Source organism: Falsibacillus albus (assembly GCF_003668575.1).
GTDB classification, from domain to species: Bacteria; Bacillota; Bacilli; order Bacillales; family DSM-25281; genus Falsibacillus; species Falsibacillus albus.
The window spans coordinates 216,942-236,118 of sequence record NZ_RCVZ01000003.1 but is presented as its reverse complement, the minus strand read 5'-3'; the positions used below and the strand labels follow the sequence as shown (position 1 = coordinate 236,118).

At 43.8% G+C, this 19,177-nt stretch carries 15 protein-coding genes, 1 tRNA gene and 1 other RNA gene; 15 read left to right on the top strand and 2 right to left on the bottom strand.

The genetic code is table 11. From position 1 onward, the window contains the following. Window positions 1-191: 191 nt before the first annotated feature. The 14 genes from D9X91_RS06145 (at window position 192) to ssrA (ending at window position 14,887) form a co-directional block, all read left to right on the top strand. A tRNA-Arg gene (locus D9X91_RS06145) sits at window positions 192-263 on the top strand. A 543-nt stretch (window positions 264-806) separates the two neighbouring features. After that, window positions 807-2,138 (top strand): RNA polymerase factor sigma-54, encoded by a 1,332-nt coding sequence (rpoN, locus tag D9X91_RS06140; RefSeq protein WP_121679702.1) that lies wholly within the window; start codon window positions 807-809, stop codon window positions 2,136-2,138. A 12-nt stretch (window positions 2,139-2,150) separates the two neighbouring features. Continuing rightward, on the top strand, window positions 2,151-2,396 hold the full coding sequence (locus D9X91_RS06135) for a glutaredoxin family protein (protein WP_121679701.1): 246 nt from the start codon (window positions 2,151-2,153) through the stop codon (window positions 2,394-2,396). Window positions 2,397-2,536: 140 nt separating this feature from the next. Continuing rightward, window positions 2,537-3,559, top strand: coding sequence for a sugar-binding transcriptional regulator (locus D9X91_RS06130; protein ID WP_121679700.1), 1,023 nt, complete (start codon window positions 2,537-2,539; stop codon window positions 3,557-3,559). Window positions 3,560-3,620: 61 nt separating this feature from the next. Then, entirely contained in the window at window positions 3,621-4,628 is a 1,008-nt protein-coding gene (gene gap / locus D9X91_RS06125) for a type I glyceraldehyde-3-phosphate dehydrogenase (RefSeq protein WP_121679699.1), read from the top strand. Between the two features lie 182 nt (window positions 4,629-4,810). Continuing rightward, complete coding sequence (locus D9X91_RS06120; RefSeq protein ID WP_121679698.1) at window positions 4,811-5,995, top strand: phosphoglycerate kinase; 1,185 nt, start codon at window positions 4,811-4,813, stop codon at window positions 5,993-5,995. A gap of 29 nt (window positions 5,996-6,024) precedes the next feature. Next, complete coding sequence (gene tpiA / locus D9X91_RS06115; RefSeq protein ID WP_121679697.1) at window positions 6,025-6,786, top strand: triose-phosphate isomerase; 762 nt, start codon at window positions 6,025-6,027, stop codon at window positions 6,784-6,786. Then, window positions 6,779-8,314, top strand: coding sequence for a 2,3-bisphosphoglycerate-independent phosphoglycerate mutase (gene gpmI, locus D9X91_RS06110; RefSeq protein ID WP_121679696.1), 1,536 nt, complete (start codon window positions 6,779-6,781; stop codon window positions 8,312-8,314). The genes tpiA and gpmI overlap by 8 nt, the downstream gene beginning before the upstream one ends. 28 nt (window positions 8,315-8,342) lie before the next feature. Continuing rightward, entirely contained in the window at window positions 8,343-9,635 is a 1,293-nt protein-coding gene (gene eno / locus D9X91_RS06105) for a phosphopyruvate hydratase (RefSeq protein ID WP_121679695.1), read from the top strand. 471 nt (window positions 9,636-10,106) lie between these two features. Next, window positions 10,107-10,340, top strand: a complete 234-nt coding sequence (gene secG, locus D9X91_RS06100) for a preprotein translocase subunit SecG (protein WP_121679694.1) — start codon at window positions 10,107-10,109, stop codon at window positions 10,338-10,340. A 270-nt stretch (window positions 10,341-10,610) separates the two neighbouring features. Then, a complete protein-coding gene (locus tag D9X91_RS06095) occupies window positions 10,611-11,357 on the top strand; it encodes an alpha/beta hydrolase (protein WP_121679693.1) in 747 nt (248 codons plus the stop codon). Window positions 11,358-11,380: 23 nt separating this feature from the next. Beyond that, window positions 11,381-13,744 carry a ribonuclease R gene (rnr, locus tag D9X91_RS06090; RefSeq protein WP_121679692.1) on the top strand — a complete coding sequence of 788 codons (2,364 nt, stop codon included), beginning with the start codon at window positions 11,381-11,383 and terminating at the stop codon, window positions 13,742-13,744. A gap of 92 nt (window positions 13,745-13,836) precedes the next feature. Further along, entirely contained in the window at window positions 13,837-14,304 is a 468-nt protein-coding gene (smpB, locus tag D9X91_RS06085) for an SsrA-binding protein SmpB (RefSeq protein ID WP_121679691.1), read from the top strand. Window positions 14,305-14,521: 217 nt separating this feature from the next. Beyond that, window positions 14,522-14,887, top strand: a transfer-messenger RNA (tmRNA) gene (gene ssrA, locus D9X91_RS06080). A gap of 76 nt (window positions 14,888-14,963) precedes the next feature. On the opposite strand, the gene D9X91_RS06075 is transcribed toward ssrA, so the two are convergent. Next, window positions 14,964-15,812, bottom strand: a complete 849-nt coding sequence (locus tag D9X91_RS06075) for a DUF1259 domain-containing protein (RefSeq protein ID WP_121679690.1) — start codon at window positions 15,810-15,812, stop codon at window positions 14,964-14,966. 815 nt (window positions 15,813-16,627) lie between these two features. Here D9X91_RS06075 and D9X91_RS06070 point away from each other — a divergent pair. Further along, on the top strand, window positions 16,628-17,599 hold the full coding sequence (locus tag D9X91_RS06070) for a helix-turn-helix domain-containing protein (RefSeq protein WP_158598249.1): 972 nt from the start codon (window positions 16,628-16,630) through the stop codon (window positions 17,597-17,599). Between the two features lie 191 nt (window positions 17,600-17,790). Here the strand turns inward: D9X91_RS06070 and D9X91_RS06065 are convergent, their stop codons facing one another. Beyond that, on the bottom strand, window positions 17,791-19,158 hold the full coding sequence (locus D9X91_RS06065) for a PTS ascorbate transporter subunit IIC (protein ID WP_121679688.1): 1,368 nt from the start codon (window positions 19,156-19,158) through the stop codon (window positions 17,791-17,793). Between the last annotated feature and the right edge of the window lie 19 nt (window positions 19,159-19,177).

Below are 19,177 nucleotides of genomic sequence, written 5' to 3'. Positions count from 1 at the left end.
TGAAACTTATGTACTGTAATCATACACTGATGGTCAATAAAGGTCAAACGAAACACTTATGTTTTTTTCGACAGTTTCTTTGCTTCTCCCCTATCCATCATACCCAATCATACCCAAATTAAACAAGAAAAGTTGTTGCAAACGCACCGATTCTCAATTATAATGATTTATCGTACGACACTTTCCCGCGTGCCCTCGTGGTGTAATGGATAGCACGTAAGATTCCGGTTCTTGAAATGGGGGTTCGATTCCCTCCGAGGGCGTTAAAAAACGGTTCTAAAACATCAACTGGCTCCATATTTTGCAGTATCTGCATATATGGAGCCAGTTTTTTGCATTTTTAAAAGGGAGGGTAATGGTTTACTAATTGATGAACTGCGGTTTGTTTCAAGTCGATATTGCAAACTTCAGTGAGGAATAGAGGAGTCAGAAAGTTTATCTTGCACGCCATATATTTATTGTTGACGATTGGAGTGGAAGGTGCGAGACTCCGGAGGGATTAGCGGGCAGGGTGAGACCTCGCAGCGGAGCGAGGATGAATTAGGCGGATGTCCGATTAAGGTCGGCACGTCCTCGAAAAATGCCAGGTATTTTTCTTCGTGCGATGTGTCGCTGTCGAAGCTTTCCTTGTCCTGTGCCAACATCGAACGACCTCACTTCGTGTGAGGCCCCTCGGAAAGCGAGCATCCTGCAGCGGAAATCGACATCGCACAACTTGTGAAGAACAGAAACTGTTTCCTGGAACAATTTATTTCCATACCCGAAAGGCATAAACTGTTGTAAAATGGTGAAAGGGGTGAAAAATGATGAATTTGAAAGCAGGCTTATGGCAGCAGCAAACATTGAAATTAAGCATGACGCAAGAGCTCTCACAAGCCATTGCACTTTTACAATATTCCACACAGGAGCTCGTTTCGTTCCTTGAACAAAAGGCTCTTGAAAATCCGTTCATTCAAATGGAGGCACCTAATATCCAATTGATGGACCCGCGCCACGACCGCCTTCGCAAAACCAGAATTCATAAACCTGATAAAACAAAACAAGAATGGCTTGAGCAAGTAGCCAGGAAAACTACCTCCATACAAGATTACCTTTCTTCACAATTAATAATGAAAGCGTTGTCAAATAAACAAAAGATGATCATTAACCAATTACTGTATAATTTAGATTCGAATGGATATTTGGCCGCTAGCTTGGATGAAATTGAAAGGGCAGCTGATGCAGCGCCTGCGGAAGTGAACCAGTGCTTAAGGATGATTCAGCAATTAGAGCCGGCAGGGGTGGGGGCAAGAAGTCTCCAGGAATGCCTGATGCTGCAGCTTGAAAGGAAAGGGGACGTCCCGCCTTTAGCGGCAGCCATCATCGAGGATCATTTCCAGGAATTCGCCGAAAAGAAGTGGAAACCTTTGAGCAAAAAGCTTTCTTGCAGTATGGCGTCCATTCAGGAAGTTTCAGATTATATTCGGACGTTGTCGCCAAGACCAGGGGCAGAATATTCAACGGAACCTTCCCCTTATGTCATACCTGAATTGATAGTCCAAGTCATTGGCGGTTCGATAGAATTGAGGATGAATGATGGGACAATCCCCGCCATTCAATTTCAAAAAGAATACTACCATGAGTTATCCAAAATACGCGATCCGCAGCTGAAATCCTTCATCAAAGAAAAATCACAGGATTTTCGATTTTTAATGAAAAGTCTTCGGCAACGGCATGAGACAATGATGAAGGTCGGAATGGCACTGGTCGAATTTCAGAGCGAATTCTTCTTGAAAGGATCGAAGTATTTGAAGCCGCTGACAATGAAGCAAATGTCGGAGGAAATTCAAGTTCACGAATCGACAGTCAGCCGGGCAGTAAGAGAAAAATATATTCAGACGCCATTCGGGACATTTGAATTAAAATACTTTTTCTCTGCAGCGCTTGAGACAGATGCTGACCAAACCTCATCCAACACGGTTAAAAACTTGATATCCGAATGGATTGATCAAGAGGATAAAGGCAAGCCAATTTCAGATCAAATGATTGCCGATCAATTGAAGCGGGAAGGAATAAGGGTCTCCCGCCGGACGGTTGCAAAGTACCGTGATCAGCTTGGGATCCTTTCTTCCTCCAAACGAAAAAGATTCGATGAATAGAAGGTGTATGGGTTGAAGCAGGAGATTACTTTTTATACAAGGGAACAATGCTCTTTATGCAGGGATGCAAAAGTGATTTTGGAGCTTTTGAAAGATCACCATGATTTCAATATAAATGAAGTGGATATCGAAGGAAGCGATGACTTGACAGAACGATTCGGGTTGTTGATCCCTGTAGTGGAAATCGAAGGGGAAATTATCCAGTATGGCCAAATTGACCCAATTGTTATAAGTAACCGTTTACATCAGAAATGTTGATATTTCTTAGTTGAATTACGTTTTTATCCTTGCTAGAATAAGAATTGAAGCAGGGATAAATTTTTTTTGCAGTAAGCGGGACATAATATGTCTTGCTGGGACTTTTTTAGTCCAACAGGAAATATTAAAGGAGTTTTTGCATGTATCAAATCATTGACATTCAAAAAAGATTATTGCCTGACCTGCTCTCAACTATGCAAAAACGCTATCAAATTTTAAGGACCATCCATTTCATGGCCCCGGTCGGAAGAAGGAGCTTGGCTCAAACGCTTAGCCTGACTGAAAGGGTGCTAAGGTCCGAAGTTGATTTTCTCAAAGATCAAAATCTTATCGAAGTGAAAACATCAGGAATGTCAATGACACCAGATGGATTGATGATTTTGGAGAAAATGGAAGACATAATGAGGGAAATTTCGGGTATTAACGAAATGGAAGCTCAAATCAAAAAACGGATGCAGCTTCAAGATGTTGTCATCGTTCCCGGTAATAGTGATTCCACGCCATGGGTGAAAGAAGAATTAGGAAGAGCTTGTGCAGTAAGTATGAAAAAACGGTTGATTGGAAAAAATATCATCGCTGTAACAGGCGGGACGACAATGGCGGCGGTCGCCGAAACATTGACTCCTGACTTCACTCAAAAAGAAGTCCTGTTTGTTCCTGCAAGAGGCGGGATCGGCGAGGATGTCAAAAACCAGGCCAATACGATCTGCGCCAAGATGGCAGAGCAGACTGGCGCCAAACATCGGGTGCTCTATGTACCGGATGAGGTCAGCAAGGAAGTCTATCAGTCATTTATGAGAGAGCCGGCCATCAAGGACGTCCTGAATTTAATTTCATCGGCCAACATGGTTTTACATGGAATTGGTGATGCTATCACTATGGCTGAAAGAAGGAAAACCAACCAGGAGAACATGAACAAGATTATCGAAGCAAAAGCTGTTGGAGAAGCGTTTGGCTATTATTTCAATGAAGAAGGGGAAGTCGTCCACAAAGTGAAGACGATCGGGCTCCAACTCAAGGATTTAGCCAAGACAGAGCATGTCATTGCTGTAGCGGGCGGCGCCTCTAAAGCAAAGGCAATTCGTTCATACTTAAGAAGTGCTCCACATGCTTCGGTGCTGATCACCGATGAAGGAGCGGCAAGAGAGCTTTTAAAAGGGTAATCCCTTTTGAAATAGATTTAAACAAAATACATCCTTAAACATTTGAAGGAGGAAGTTATTCATGGCAGTAAAAATTGGTATTAACGGTTTTGGACGTATCGGACGCAACGTATTCCGCGCAAGCTTAAACAATCCTAACGTAGAGGTTGTTGCAGTTAACGATTTAACTGATGCAAACATGCTTGCTCACTTACTTCAATATGATACAGTACACGGGAAATTAGACCAAGAGGTTACTGTTGACGGTGATACATTAGTAGTCGGCGGCAAATCAATCAAAGTTTTGGCTGAACGCGATCCAGCTCAACTTGGTTGGGGAGACCTTGGTGTAGAAGTAGTGGTTGAATCTACAGGCCGCTTCACTAACCGTGCAGATGCAGCGAAACATCTTGATGCAGGTGCGAAAAAAGTTATCATCTCTGCTCCGGCTAAAGAAGAAGATATCACAATCGTAATGGGTGTTAACGAAGATAAATATGATGCTGCAAGCCATCATGTTATCTCAAACGCTTCTTGTACAACTAACTGCTTAGCACCATTCGCGAAAGTATTGAATGAAAAATTCGGTGTAAAACGCGGAATGATGACGACAGTTCACTCTTACACAAATGACCAGCAGATCTTAGACTTGCCACATAAAGACTATCGTCGTGCTCGTGCGGCTGCTGAGAACATCATCCCTACAACTACTGGTGCTGCAAAAGCTGTTGCGCTTGTATTGCCTGAACTTAAAGGCAAATTGAACGGTATGGCTATGCGTGTACCAACTCCTAACGTTTCTGTTGTTGACTTGGTTGCTGAGCTTGACAAAACTGTTACAGCTGACGAAGTAAACGCAGCATTCAAAGAAGCGGCTGAAGGCGACCTTAAAGGAGTTCTTGCTTACAGCGAAGAGCCATTAGTATCTGTTGACTATAACGGCAACAATGCTTCTTCTACAATCGATGCACTTTCTACTATGGTTCTTGAAGACAACATGGTAAAAGTTCTTTCTTGGTATGACAACGAAACTGGCTACTCCACTCGTGTAGTAGACTTAGTTGACTACATCGCTAAAAAAGGTCTGTAAGAAACGACTTTCAAAGTGTTATCCTAATCTCACGAATGTGACACCATTTTAGGGTTTTTGTTGGATAAAAGCTATCCCAACATCTATAATGAAAGGGATAAAAGGGGAGCGGGGAGGATTCCCCTCTCTCCTTTTTCTCATTTAATCAGGGGAAAGCCCCCGTATAAGGAGGTCCTTCAGCAATGAATAAGAAATCAGTCAAAGATATTGATGTGAAAGGTAAACGCGTTTTTTGCCGTGTCGATTTCAACGTTCCGATGAAAGATGGACAAGTCACGGATGAAACAAGGATCCGCGCAGCAATCCCAACGATTCAATACTTATCAGAGCAAGGTGCAAAAGTTATTCTTGCCAGCCATTTAGGACGTCCAAAAGGGCAGGTTGTCGAAGATTTGCGCCTTACACCTGTTGCAGCACGTTTAGGCGAGTTGATGGGGAAAGATGTGAAAAAAGCGGATGAAGCCCATGGACCATCCGTTCAATCCAAAATCGACGAAATGAGCGAAGGAGATATCCTTCTTCTTGAAAATGTTCGTTTCTACCCTGGTGAAGAAAAGAATGATCCGGAGTTGGCGAAGGCTTTTGCTGAGCTTGCGGATGTATATGTCAATGATGCTTTCGGTGCAGCCCACCGTGCACATGCATCAACTGAAGGTATTGCAAATGATCTTCCGTCCGTTGCAGGCTTATTGATGGAGAAGGAGCTGGATGTGCTCGGCAAAGCACTTTCCAACCCTGAGCGTCCATTCACAGCCATCATCGGCGGGGCAAAAGTAAAAGATAAAATCGGCGTCATCGATAATTTGCTTGAAAAAGTGGATAACCTCATCATCGGCGGCGGCTTGGCTTATACATTCGTAAAAGCACAAGGCCATGAAGTGGGTAAATCCCTTTTAGAAGAAGACAAAATCGATCTTGCGAAATCCTTTATGGAAAAAGCGAAGGAAAAAGGCGTCAAGTTCTATATGCCGAAAGATGTCGTTGTAGCTGATGACTTCTCAAACGATGCAAACAAGAAGGTTGTCGCAATCGATCAAATCCCTTCCGACTGGGAAGCATTGGACATCGGACCAGAAACAAGCGAGCTTTATAAAGATGTGATTCAAAGCTCTAAATTGGTCATCTGGAATGGACCAATGGGCGTTTTCGAACTGGAAGCATTTGCAAACGGAACGAAAGCAGTCGCTCAAGCTTTAGCTGATGCCACAGATACATATTCTGTCATTGGCGGAGGAGACTCAGCAGCAGCTGTAGAAAAATTCGGCCTTGCAGACAAAATGAGCCATATTTCAACAGGTGGTGGCGCATCCCTTGAATTTATGGAAGGGAAAGAACTTCCTGGCGTTACGGCTCTTGACGATAAATAATATTCCAACCAGAAAGGATGATTTCACCCATGCGTAAACCTATTATTGCTGGAAACTGGAAAATGAATAAAACGTTATCCGAAGCGAAATCCTTTGCTGAAGAAGTAAACGGATTAGCTCCATCCAATGAACAAGTGGACACAGTCATTTGTGCGCCTGCTCTGTTTTTAGAGCGATTGGTGGATATCACAAAGGACTATCCGGTGGAAATCGGCGCTCAAACGATGCATTTTGAAGAGAATGGTGCCTTCACTGGCGAAATCAGCCCGAAAGCACTTCAAGATCTTGGTGTTAAATATGTCATCATCGGACATTCAGAGCGCCGAGAAATGTTCAACGAAACGGACGAGACGGTAAACAAGAAAGTCCTAGCTGCATTTAACTATGACTTGACTCCGATTGCATGTGTCGGTGAAACGCTTGAGCAAAGAGAAAATAATGAAACTAAAGAAATCGTCGGCTCACAAGTGAAAAAAGCATTGGCAGGCCTTTCAGAAGATCAAGTGAAACAGACTGTCATCGCGTATGAACCTATCTGGGCAATCGGAACTGGAAAATCCTCCACTTCAGATGATGCCAATGAAGTTTGTGCACATATCCGCCAAGTTGTGGCTGAAAGCTTTTCTCAAGAAGCAGCTGATGCACTCCGTATCCAATACGGCGGCAGCGTAAAGCCAAACAACATCAAGGAATATATGGCACAATCCGATATCGATGGAGCTTTAGTGGGCGGCGCAAGCCTTGAAGCACAATCCTTCCTGCAATTATTGGAGGCAGGTAAGAATGAGTAAATCTCCTGTAGCATTAATTATCCTGGATGGATTTGCATTCCGCGATGAAGAAAAAGGAAATGCAGTCGCACATGCAAAAAAACCGAACTTTGACCGTTATTGGAACAACTATCCGCATAACACATTGACGGCATGCGGTGAAGCGGTCGGCCTTCCGGAAGGACAAATGGGCAACTCCGAAGTCGGCCATTTGAATATCGGCGCCGGACGCATCGTGTATCAAAGTTTGACAAGGGTGAACCTGGCCATTCGCGAAGGCGAGTTTGCCGAAAATCAAACATTCCTCGATGCGATCAATCATGTGAAGGAAAAAGGAACAGCTCTTCACTTGTTCGGTCTATTATCGGACGGAGGCGTCCACAGCCATATTGAACATTTATTTGCATTGCTGAGACTAGCTGCAAAAGAAGGCGTTGAAAAGGTATATGTGCATGGATTCCTTGATGGCCGGGACGTCGGACCGCAGACTGCAAAAAAATACATCAAACAAACGCAAGAAAAATTCGAAGAATACGGTGTCGGTGAATTTGCCACATTATCCGGGCGCTATTATTCCATGGACCGCGACAAGCGCTGGGAGCGTGTAGAAAAATCCTACCGCGCGATGGTGTATGGTGAAGGCCCTGATTACAAAGATCCAATCGAGCTTGTCGATGATTCCTATGAAAATGGCATCTACGATGAATTCGTACTGCCATCTGTAATGACGAAAGACAACGGTGAGCCGGTTGCAACGATCAAGGACGATGATGCTGTTATTTTCTATAACTTCCGTCCTGACCGTGCCATTCAAATTTCCAATACGTTCACGAACAAGGACTTCCGTTCATTCGACCGCGGTCCGAAGCATCCAGAGAACTTGTTCTTTGTCTGCTTGACGCACTTCAGTGAAACGGTGGATGGATATGTTGCATTTAAACCGGTGAACTTGGATAATACATTAGGGGAAGTCCTTTCTCAAAATGGATTGAAGCAATTGCGCATTGCCGAAACAGAGAAATATCCTCACGTCACATTCTTCATGAGCGGCGGACGTGAAGAGAAATTCCCTGGCGAAGAAAGAATCCTGATCGATTCTCCAAAAGTCGCAACGTACGATTTAAAGCCTGAGATGAGTGCATATGAAGTCAAAGATGCCTTGGTGAAGGAAATTAAGGAAGATAACTTTGATGCGATCATCCTGAATTTCGCCAACCCCGATATGGTTGGACACTCAGGGAAGCTTGAACCGACAGTAAAAGCGATTGAAACGGTCGACGAGTGCCTTGGCGAAATTGTCGACTTGATCAATGAAAAAGGCGGAACTGCGATCATTACTGCCGACCACGGAAATGCAGATGAAGTGGTGACAGTCGAAGGTGATCCAATGACTGCCCACACGACTAACCCTGTTCCTGTCATTGTGACGAAGGAAGGCATAGAGCTCCGCGATGGTGGAAAACTGGGCGACTTGGCCCCGACAATGCTTGATTTATTAAAAGTTCAACAGCCAGAAGAAATGACTGGACAAACACTTATCAAAAAATAAATTTTAAAAATCAAAGGAGAGAATTTAAATGCCATACATTGAACAAATTTATGCACGTGAAGTATTGGATTCCCGCGGTAACCCAACAGTAGAAGTTGAAGTATTGACGATGTCAGGCGCATTCGGTCGCGCAATGGTTCCATCCGGGGCTTCCACTGGTGAATACGAAGCAGTTGAGCTTCGCGACGGCGACAAAGACCGTTTCTTAGGAAAAGGTGTCCTTAAAGCAGTTGAAAACGTAAATGAATTGATCGCGCCTGAACTTATCGGCTTCGACGTAACAGATCAAGTAGGGATCGACAAAGCGTTGATCGAGCTTGACGGGACAGAAAACAAAGGAAAATTGGGTGCGAACGCAATCCTTGGTGTTTCCATGGCAGCAGCTCGTGCAGCAGCAGATTTCTTGGGAGTTCCTTTGTATCAATACCTTGGCGGATTCAACTCCAAGCAGCTTCCAGTACCAATGATGAACATCATCAACGGCGGAGAGCATGCTGATAACAACGTTGATATCCAGGAATTCATGATCATGCCTGTAGGAGCACCTACATTCAAGGAAGCTGTACGCATGGGCGCAGAAATCTTCCACAACCTTAAAGCGGTATTAAAAGAAAAAGGCCTAAACACTGCTGTAGGTGACGAAGGCGGATTCGCTCCAAACCTTGGTTCTAACGAAGAAGCACTTCAAACAATCATCGAAGCAATCGAAAAAGCCGGCTACAAGCCAGGCGAAGAAGTTATGCTTGCTATGGACGCAGCATCTTCTGAATTCTACAACAAAGAAGACGGCAAATATCATCTTGCGGGCGAAGGCAAAGTCCTTTCATCTGCTGAAATGGTTGACTGGTACGAAGAAATGGCTTCTAAATACCCAATCATCTCCATCGAAGACGGTTTGGATGAAAACGACTGGGATGGCCATAAATTATTGACTGACCGCCTTGGCACAAAAGTTCAGTTGGTCGGTGACGATTTATTCGTAACAAACACAAATAAATTGTCTCAAGGAATCGAGCAAGGTGTAGGCAACTCCATCTTGATCAAAGTGAACCAAATCGGTACATTGACTGAAACTTTCGATGCAATCGAAATGGCGAAGCGCGCTGGCTACACTGCAGTCATCTCCCACCGTTCCGGTGAAACAGAAGACAGCACAATTGCCGACATCGCTGTAGCGACAAATGCCGGCCAAATCAAAACTGGTGCTCCATCACGTACAGACCGCGTTGCGAAATACAACCAACTTCTTCGCATTGAAGACGAATTGGCTGATTTGGCACAATATCTTGGCGTGAAAACATTCTATAACGTAAAACGCTAATAAGATTGAACTTAAATAGACCAATCCCTGGGCCCGGGGATTGGTTTTTTGTTTTGCTGGGAAGATGCGGGAAGTATAAGAAAGGGAACATTGCGCAATAAAGGATGAAAAGGACGCAAAAAATAGGATTTAGGCGCAAAAAACGAAAGTTACGCGCAATAATCCTGATTTAGGCGCAAAAAATCAAAATTGCGCGCAATTAAGGAGGCGGCAGCCAATTTGTCCGTCTGCCGCGGCTCGCCACGGCAGTTTTAATAATATTGTGCCCTCAATCGCTTCATGCACAAAATAAGAGAATCGCTCGCAAATCTAAATAATCTCTCTAAGGAGAAAGACTTCAAACTACAGATTTCGCACACAACTTCACCAAAGGACTTGCATAATGTTCTGCCTTCGCTTTTGTTATTGTACTAGAATTATCTGTATGTTAAGATTAGACTATCATTATGTTCGTTTCAGGAGGAGTAACTCGTGCATACTTTATTAACGGTATTATTGGTTATTGATGCAATCAGTTTAATTGTCGTTGTTCTATTGCAATCTGGAAAGAGTGCAGGATTGTCCGGCGCCATTTCCGGTGGGGCGGAACAGCTTTTCGGCAAGCAAAAAGCTCGTGGTCTTGATTTGGTCCTTCATCGAGTGACCGTTGTACTTTCTGTGTTATTTTTCGTTTTGACCATTGCAGTTGCATACTTTGGATTGTAAGGTTTACGCGATTTAAAATAAGGCTGACTCAAAAGTGCCTGGCACCCTCTTGCCATTTCTCATCATGGACATGATCCATGGAGAGACAAGCGGTGTGTCCGGCTCTTTGTTTTTGAGTCGGCCGTTTTTTCTATCCACCACCATTAAGCGGATTGGTGGAATGTTTTCTTACACTCTGTTAAAAATAAGTTAAGAGTGGTTCGTCCGATTTCAATTTCTAATCTTCATACATATCGATTAATTTTAAAAGGCAAGGAGAGGTTTTACATCATGAAAAAAGTCACACCAAAACCATTTACATTTGAGGGCGGAGAGAGGGCCGTCCTGCTGCTTCACGGATTTACAGGAAGCTCTGCCGATGTCAGGATGATCGGCAGATTTTTGGAGAAAAAAGGGTATACATGCCATGCCCCTCAATATAAAGGGCATGGGGTGCCGCCGGAGGAACTCGTTCATACAGGTCCTGAGGATTGGTGGAAGGACGTCATGGAAGGCTATGAATTCCTCAAAAGCAAAGGGCACAATGAAATTGCGGTCGCAGGACTGTCGCTAGGCGGGGTATTTTCCTTGAAATTAGGTTACACTGTACCTGTAAAGGGTATTGTACCGATGTGTGCACCGATGTATATCAAAAGTGAAAAAGTCATGTATGACGGGGTCGTTGAATACGCAAAAGAATATAAAAAATTTGAAGGGAAAAGCCCTGAACATATAGAAGAAGAAATCAATGAATTCAAGAAGACGCCAATGAATACGCTCGAAGCACTTCAAGGCCTGATCTCAGAGGTGCGGGATAATGTCGATATGATTTACTCCCCAACTTTTGTGGTACAGGCAAGGCATGACCATATGATCAATACCGATAGTGCCAATATCATTTATAATCAAGTGGAATCAGATGAGAAAGAGCTCAAATGGTATGAAGAATCCGGTCATGTCATTACGCTTGATAAAGAAAAAGAACAACTGCATGAGGACGTATATCAATTTTTAGAAAAACTTGATTGGACTGTGTAGCCCTATTCAAAGGAGGGATTATGATGGAAGAAAACATTGAAAAGCATGTAGAAAGACTGCTTACCTATATGAAGGACGAGGCATATAAGCCGCTTACCGTCCAAGAGCTGGAAGAGGCATTTGGGATCAAGGATTCCAGCGCATTCAAGGACTTTGTGAAAGCATTGGTCCATATGGAGGAAAAAGGACTTGTCGTCCGGACTCGCAGCAACCGCTACGGGCTTCCTCAAAAAATGAATTTGGTCCGCGGAAAGCTGACTGGACATGCGAAGGGATTTGCGTTTGTCATACCGGATGAGCCTGGAATGGATGATATTTTCATCCCGCCGAATCATACGAACAATGCCATGCATGGGGATATCGTCCTTGCCCGTGTCTCGTCTGAGAGTTCAGGAGCGAGAAGAGAAGGCGAAGTTGTCCGCATCGTGGAGCGCGGTGTTGAAGAGACGGTTGGAACTTATACGGAAAGTAAGCATTTTGGCTTTGTCGTGCCTGATGATAAAAAATTCGGCAATGATATTTTCATCCCGAAGAATGCCAGCATGGGAGCTGTGGAAGGACATAAAGTAGTCGTCAAAATCACCTCCTATCCGGAAGGCCGCAAAAATGCAGAAGGGGAAATCATACAGATCCTTGGACATAAAAATGATCCTGGTGTCGATATATTATCGATCATCCATAAGCACGGCCTGCCGCAGGAATTCCCTGATGAAGTCATGGACCAGGCGATTCAAACACCAGACTCAATCGATGAGTCTGAAATAAAAAATCGCAGGGACCTTCGCGATCAAACGATCGTAACCATTGACGGTGCAGACGCAAAGGATCTTGATGATGCCGTCACGGTGACAAAACTGGATAACGGAAATTACAAATTGGGTGTACATATCGCGGATGTCAGCTATTACGTTCAAGAAGGTTCACCGATCGATCAGGAAGCGGCCGAGAGAGGAACGAGCGTCTATCTTGTCGACCGTGTCATACCGATGATCCCGCACCGGTTATCCAACGGGATTTGTTCATTGAATCCAAAGGTCAATCGATTGACGTTATCGTGTGAAATGGAAATCACAGAACAAGGCGACGTCGTCCATCACGAAATTTTCCAAAGTGTCATCAAAACGACCGAACGGATGACATATTCCGATGTAAATAAAATATTGGTCGATAAGGATGAAGAACTGATCGATCGCTACAAGCCTCTTGTACCGATGTTTGAAAAAATGGAAGAGCTCGCTGCCATCCTTCGCCGCAAGCGGATGAACCGCGGCGCCATCGATTTTGATTTCAAAGAAGCAAAAGTGTTGGTGGATGATGAAGGGAAGCCTTCTGATGTCGTGCTACGTGAGCGTTCCGTTGCGGAAAAGCTGATCGAGGAATTCATGCTGGCAGCCAACGAAACCGTGGCTGAGCATTTCCATTGGATGGATGTCCCATTTATCTACCGTATTCATGAAGATCCAAAGGAAGATAAGCTCCAGCGGTTCTTTGAATTCATTACGAATTTCGGGCTGATTGTCAAAGGTACCGCTAATGCTGTCCATCCTCGTGCACTTCAGGAAATCATTGAGTCGGTTCAAGGGCAGCCGGAAGAAATGGTCGTTTCAACCGTGATGCTGAGATCGATGCAGCAGGCAAAATACGATCCTGATTCATTAGGACACTTCGGGCTTTCAACGGAATTCTATACACATTTCACGTCGCCGATCCGAAGATATCCCGATTTGATCGTCCATCGATTGATTCGAACATATCTAATCGAAGGCAAGCTCGATGAATCGACAAGGGCAAAATGGGATTCCCACCTGCCTGAAATTGCTGACCATTCTTCTAAAATGGAAAGAAGGGCAGTAGATGCAGAGCGTGAAACGGACGATTTGAAAAAGGCTGAATACATGGAAGACAAAATCGGTGAGGAGTACGATGCCATCATCAGCTCCGTCACAAACTTCGGGATGTTCGTCGAGCTTCCGAATACGATTGAAGGCCTTGTCCATGTCAGCTATATGACTGATGACTACTACCGCTACGATGAACGACAATTTGCGATGATCGGGGAAAGAACTGGCAACGTCTTCCGAATCGGCGATGAAATCACGGTCCGCGTCATTAACGTAAACAAGGATGAATACTCGATCGACTTTGAAATCGTCGGCATGAAAAATACGAAGCGCCGGGAACGCGGTGGAGAAGCAAAGGTCTTAAAAGCAAAGACAAGAGCGCGTAAGCCTAGGGAAAAACAAGGCAAGGCGAAGGGGCCGCAATCAGAAGGAACTTCAGATGGATGGTCAACACGTCCGCCAAAGGCCAAGAAGAAAGGCCGAAAATTTTACGAAGGCGCCCCAAATGGAGGAAAGCCAAACAAAAAACGCCGTAAAAAAAGATAAAGGAATGGCGTCGAGGTGAAAAGGCTTATACTTTTCACCTCGCTCAACTCCTTGTATAATAGTGATTCAGAGAGACAGAAGGGGGAGTCCGCATGCCAAAAGGGGAAGGAAAACTCATAGCACAAAATAAAAAAGCAAGGCATGATTTTTCAATAGAAGAAACATACGAAGCAGGCATGGTGTTGAAAGGTACAGAAATCAAGTCGATCCGCAACAGCCGTGTCAATCTAAAGGATTCTTTTGCCCGCATCCAAAAGGGTGAAGTATTTCTTTACAATATGCATGTCAGTCCGTACGAGCAGGGAAACATCCATAACCATGATCCACTTCGTACAAGAAAGCTATTATTGCATAAAAAACAAATCAGCAAGCTGATCGGCGAGACAAAGGAAGCAGGCTATTCTTTGATTCCATTGAAGCTCTACATCAAAAATGGTGTTGCGAAAGTACTCATCGGCTTGGCTAAAGGGAAAAAGAAATACGACAAGCGCGAAGACCTCAAAAAGAAAGAAGCCAAACGCGACATCGAGAGAGCCTTCAAAGCCAGGCAGCAAGACTGATTACAGTTATTTACAATTGAAAAATTACGCTTATGTGTTATAATAATAAACGTAGCAACAAAGTAACTTAAAGCTTATCTATCTAAGCTTTCCTAACGTCAGATAGCGCGGACAAGCTGATGCTGAAATAATGCTGAGTGCACCGGAGCGTATTTTAATACGTGAGGATGCGATCAAGCAAGCTGACGCCGAGATTCGCCGCCGATTTTTTCACAATGGGGACGTTACGGATTCGACAGGGATAGTTCGAGCTTAGGTTGCGAGTCGGAGGGATCGGCTCCGTCATCAACGTCAACGCCAATAATAACTGGCAAAACTAACAATAACCTCGCTTTTGCTGCCTAATTAAGGCCTAAAGCGGATCCTCCCTCCATCGCCCATGTGGTAGGGTAAGGGTCTCACTCTTAGTGGGCTACGCCGGATTCCACCGCCTGAGGATGAAGGAAGAGAACAACCAGGCTAGCTGCCCGGCCGCCTGTCGGTAGGCAAAAGGAGCAGCGAAACGCTAATATGCCGACTACACTCGTAGATGCTTAAGCGGCGTTATTTCTGGACGTGGGTTCGATTCCCACCGTCTCCACCAAATACATATTTGGTGGTTTTTTATTTTTATGCGAATTTTTTGCATTATTTGGTTATAATTTATAGATGATCCTCATTCATGCACCATAAAGAACACCACGAATTTTCTCAGCAAAAACAACTGGCTTCTCGATTTGCTGAACATAAATATAAGAAAGCATTGGCTGACTGCAAGGAAATCCCTCGACAAAATTACTGTAGAGTCCTTCTCGTGTTAATTTCAACATTACCTCATTTGCATCTTTAAGCTGAACAGGTATGCGTCCAATATTAAGCGCGCACCCTTGTGAATCCATACTGACAAAACTAAAGATTCCATCCGTCACCGTAGGCGATTGGGTGGCGCATCGACCTAATATTGTTATGGGATGGTATTGGGATAATGCGATACTACAGAAACTCTGCTGGGGGGGATAAGGTATTAAAAAACCACCGAGGATGTTACTTACTTGATTACATGTCTCATGCATATATATAGTAGTTGGCTTATTTGACTGATGGACTGGAATAGTCGGCAATGTGTTCAGAACAGGTAACAATCTATGGGCAAAGGAAATAGGGCACTCAATACTAGCCACATAAATGATTGGAAGATCTGGTTCACTAAATGAATATCCATTTACAACTTTGTATAAAATGCCTTGTCTTGCCAAAATCCCTGTGACTGTGGGGATTTGGCGGATTTCTACTGGGATGCGTCCAATAATAAGTGCTCTCCCTTGCGCATCGAAATTCCCAAAGTCAAAATATGCATCCGTTACCATAGTGGAATCAGCTGCCGATCTCCCTAGCATATTTACCTCAATGCATTGGGATAGCCCGATTGTGCAGAAGGGAAATTGCGGCGAAATGGGGAGAATTGTGTAGCCCCCAATGATGGATGCAAACGAGTGACAAAGTGATTGTGTTTCTATAAAATGATCCATTTTCACACCTCACATTTTCTGTATATCAATCAATAAGTGCAAAATTCACCTAACAGAAAAATCAGGATACATTTAATCTATTCATCTTCCAATTTCACTGTTCATTTAATTGTTATTTAATAAAGCACATGTGGAGTCTTAAAAACCACATGTGCTTTATTAAATAATTCATTACAGGAATTCACTCCCGCAGCGAACCTCTCGGGTGAGGAGGACCCGGGGTGTATATGGTTGAGACTCATTCATGTATTGATAATTAATATGCATATATAGTGCAAATAGTTCTACCGGCTGGAAAACCTATTATAAAAAACGGGATGTAGAGAGGGCCACCCTATGATATTTGCACTCCTTAAAAAGGCATCAATCGGTGTTTTATCCAGCTATGCAGAAGCAATGATTCGTAAATAGGTTATCCTCTTATCGAGATGGTTTAAAGATTAACTTGGACAAATACCGCTTATAAAAGTATTTTATAAAATGGATTATCCTGCTTGGAAAAAGCAAGAGCACAATGGGCAAATTGCTTTGAGTGAAAAGTCGATTCGTAAAATAAATGTAAAAGTAAACATTAAGAACACAGGAAAACTGCGTGAAAAACCAGCAACGTCAAGGTAAAGCGAAACCACATAATGGGGCTTGGATAGGATTGCTCTATGGTTTTATTGTCAGGCCATATTATTGCAATTTTGCAGTAATATGGCTTTTTTCTATTCATACTTGAATGGTAAATTCCAATATTCAAGCATCACTTGATAGGAAAACCACCAACGATTAGTTACATTTAATTTATACTAATGAAAGAGGTGATGGGCATGTTCGATATGAAAAAAGTAGGGAAGCAAATTGCGATGCTTAGAAAGGGACAAAAGATAACACAGATGGCGCTTGCAGATCAATTAGGGGTTAGCTTTCAAGCTATAAGCAATTGGGAACGAGGCGAAACGATGCCGGATATTTCTAAGCTCCCTGACCTTGCAAGAATATTCGAAGTCAGTATTGATGATATTTTGGATGAAGGAAAAGGAACGCGAATCGTCAAGGGGCTTATTGAAAATGAGACATTGATGGAGTCAGAGCCGATTGATGTAGATGAATTTATAAATGCAGCACCAATTATTACAATCGATCAGGCAGACAGAGTCTATCAAAATATACAGGGAGAAATATCTTCAAAAGAGCTCTCGATGATCGCCCCTTTCATCAGCCAAGAGTTATTCGATTCCTTGGCACGGAAGGAATTTGAATCGAGTGGTCTAGAAGGATTATCATCCATAGCCTCGTTCATCGGTCAGCATGTGATCGATCAATGCGCACGAATGGAGTTTGAAACAAACGGTTTGAAGGGTTTGACGGCTGTTGCGCCTTTTATCAGCCAAGAGGTCATCGATGAAAGTGCAAAAATAGAGGCTGAAGCAAATGGCATCGAAGGGCTGACATCCATGTCGCCGTTTATCAGTCAAGATATCTTAGACTTGTTCGCAGAAAAGGAATTCGAGACAAACGGTTTGCAAGCTTTATCATCGATGGCGCCATTTATTAGTGAAGATGTATTGAGTAGTTGTACGAAAAAAAGCTATGAATCAAAAGGAATCCATTCCATTGCTCCTGTCGCCCCGTTTATCAAGACAGAGCTCATTAATGAACTGGCGTTGGACGCTATTTCCAAAAAGGGTATCAAAGAAATAATGCCGATTGCTCCGTTTATTGATAAAAATTTGCTTGAGGGTGTTATCTCCAAGGAATTAATAACAATGTCTGTGAGTACATCAATATCGTTGACGTGATAGTCAATTCCCTTGAACTGTTGGAGGCGGGACTGCCGCTCTAACTTTTTGCCGCTTCATACAGATACAGCCTCCATGTTGTCATGGAGGCTGTTTTCGTAAAGATTATGGTTAAAATCTTACTGCCGGTTTTAACGCGTAAATAATGTTTAGCGCGTTGAAATATCGGATTTGCTGTATCCAGCTGTTGATTAAGCTGATTTCGTTTCTTTTTTCGGTTCGGCAGCTTTTGATTTAAAGCTGATGAAAAACAGGAAGCCCAAGATGAGAATGACGGCTGCGAAAACGGTCATATTGGATTTGACTATGTGGACAAGATTACCCAGTAATATTCCAACCACACCGAAGTCTGCATCTCCAAACGTTGTTCCCTGGAACCCCAATGAGCCTAAAACGGGCAGCAAGAGAGCAGGCAGGAAGCTGATAATTACCCCATTCGCCATTGAGCCGAAGATCGCCCCTCTTCGACCGCCGTTTGCATTGCCGAAGACTCCAGCTGCTGCACCTGTGAAGAAGTGGGGGACTAAGCCAGGTACGATTACTTTCAATCCTAATAAAGGTAAAAAGAGCATGCTCACAAGACCGGCGATAAAGCTGAATAAAAATCCGATGATCACTGCGTTACCTGCGAAAGGGAAAATGGCCGGGCAGTCAAGTGCCGGTTTGGCATTCGGGACGATTTTATCGGCGATTCCCTTGAATGCAGGGACAATTTCACCAAGGAGCATACGGACCCCTGCCAATATGATATAAACACCAGCGGCAAATGTAATTCCTTGCATAAATGCAAAGACCAGGAAGTTCTGTCCACCGCTTAACTTGCTTTCAACGAAGGCAGGACCTGCCGCACATGCAACGACAAAGAATAGGATGACCATGGTCAGCGATACAGAGACGGATGTGTCCCTGAGAAAACTGAGTGATTTCGGAACTTTGATTTCTTCTGTTGATTTTGATCCCTTGCCGACCGCTTTAGCGACCAGCGCAGAAGTCAAATAACCAATCGAACCGAAGTGACCGATGGCAAAATCATCCGACCCGGTGACTTTTCGTGTGAAAGGCTGGAGCATCGCGGGAGAAAGGACCATTAAGGCACCAAGGATAATCGAGCCCAAAATGATCAACGATATTCCGGAAAACCCTCCAGTGGTTAAGATTACAGCGATTAAACAGGCCATGAACATGGTATGATGTCCGGTTAAAAAGATATACTTAAAAGGACTGAATCGTGCAATGAGAATATTGACGATCATACCGAACAGCATGATCATCGCAGTCTCTGTTCCAAAGCTTTTTTGTGCAAGGGCGACGATCGCTTCATTGTTCGGAATCACTCCGTCCACTTCAAAGGCTTTATTGAACATGCTGCTGAATTGCCCAAGCGATTGGACAAGGACATTCGCACCTGCCCCTAGGATCACGAACCCCATTACTGTTTTAAGGGTTCCGGACACGACATCTCCTGAATTTTTACGTTGTACAAGGAGCCCGATTAAGGCGAATAGACCGACAAGGATTGCGGGTGTACCTAGGATGTCCTTCATAATGATATCAATCATTTGTATCGCTCCTTCCTTT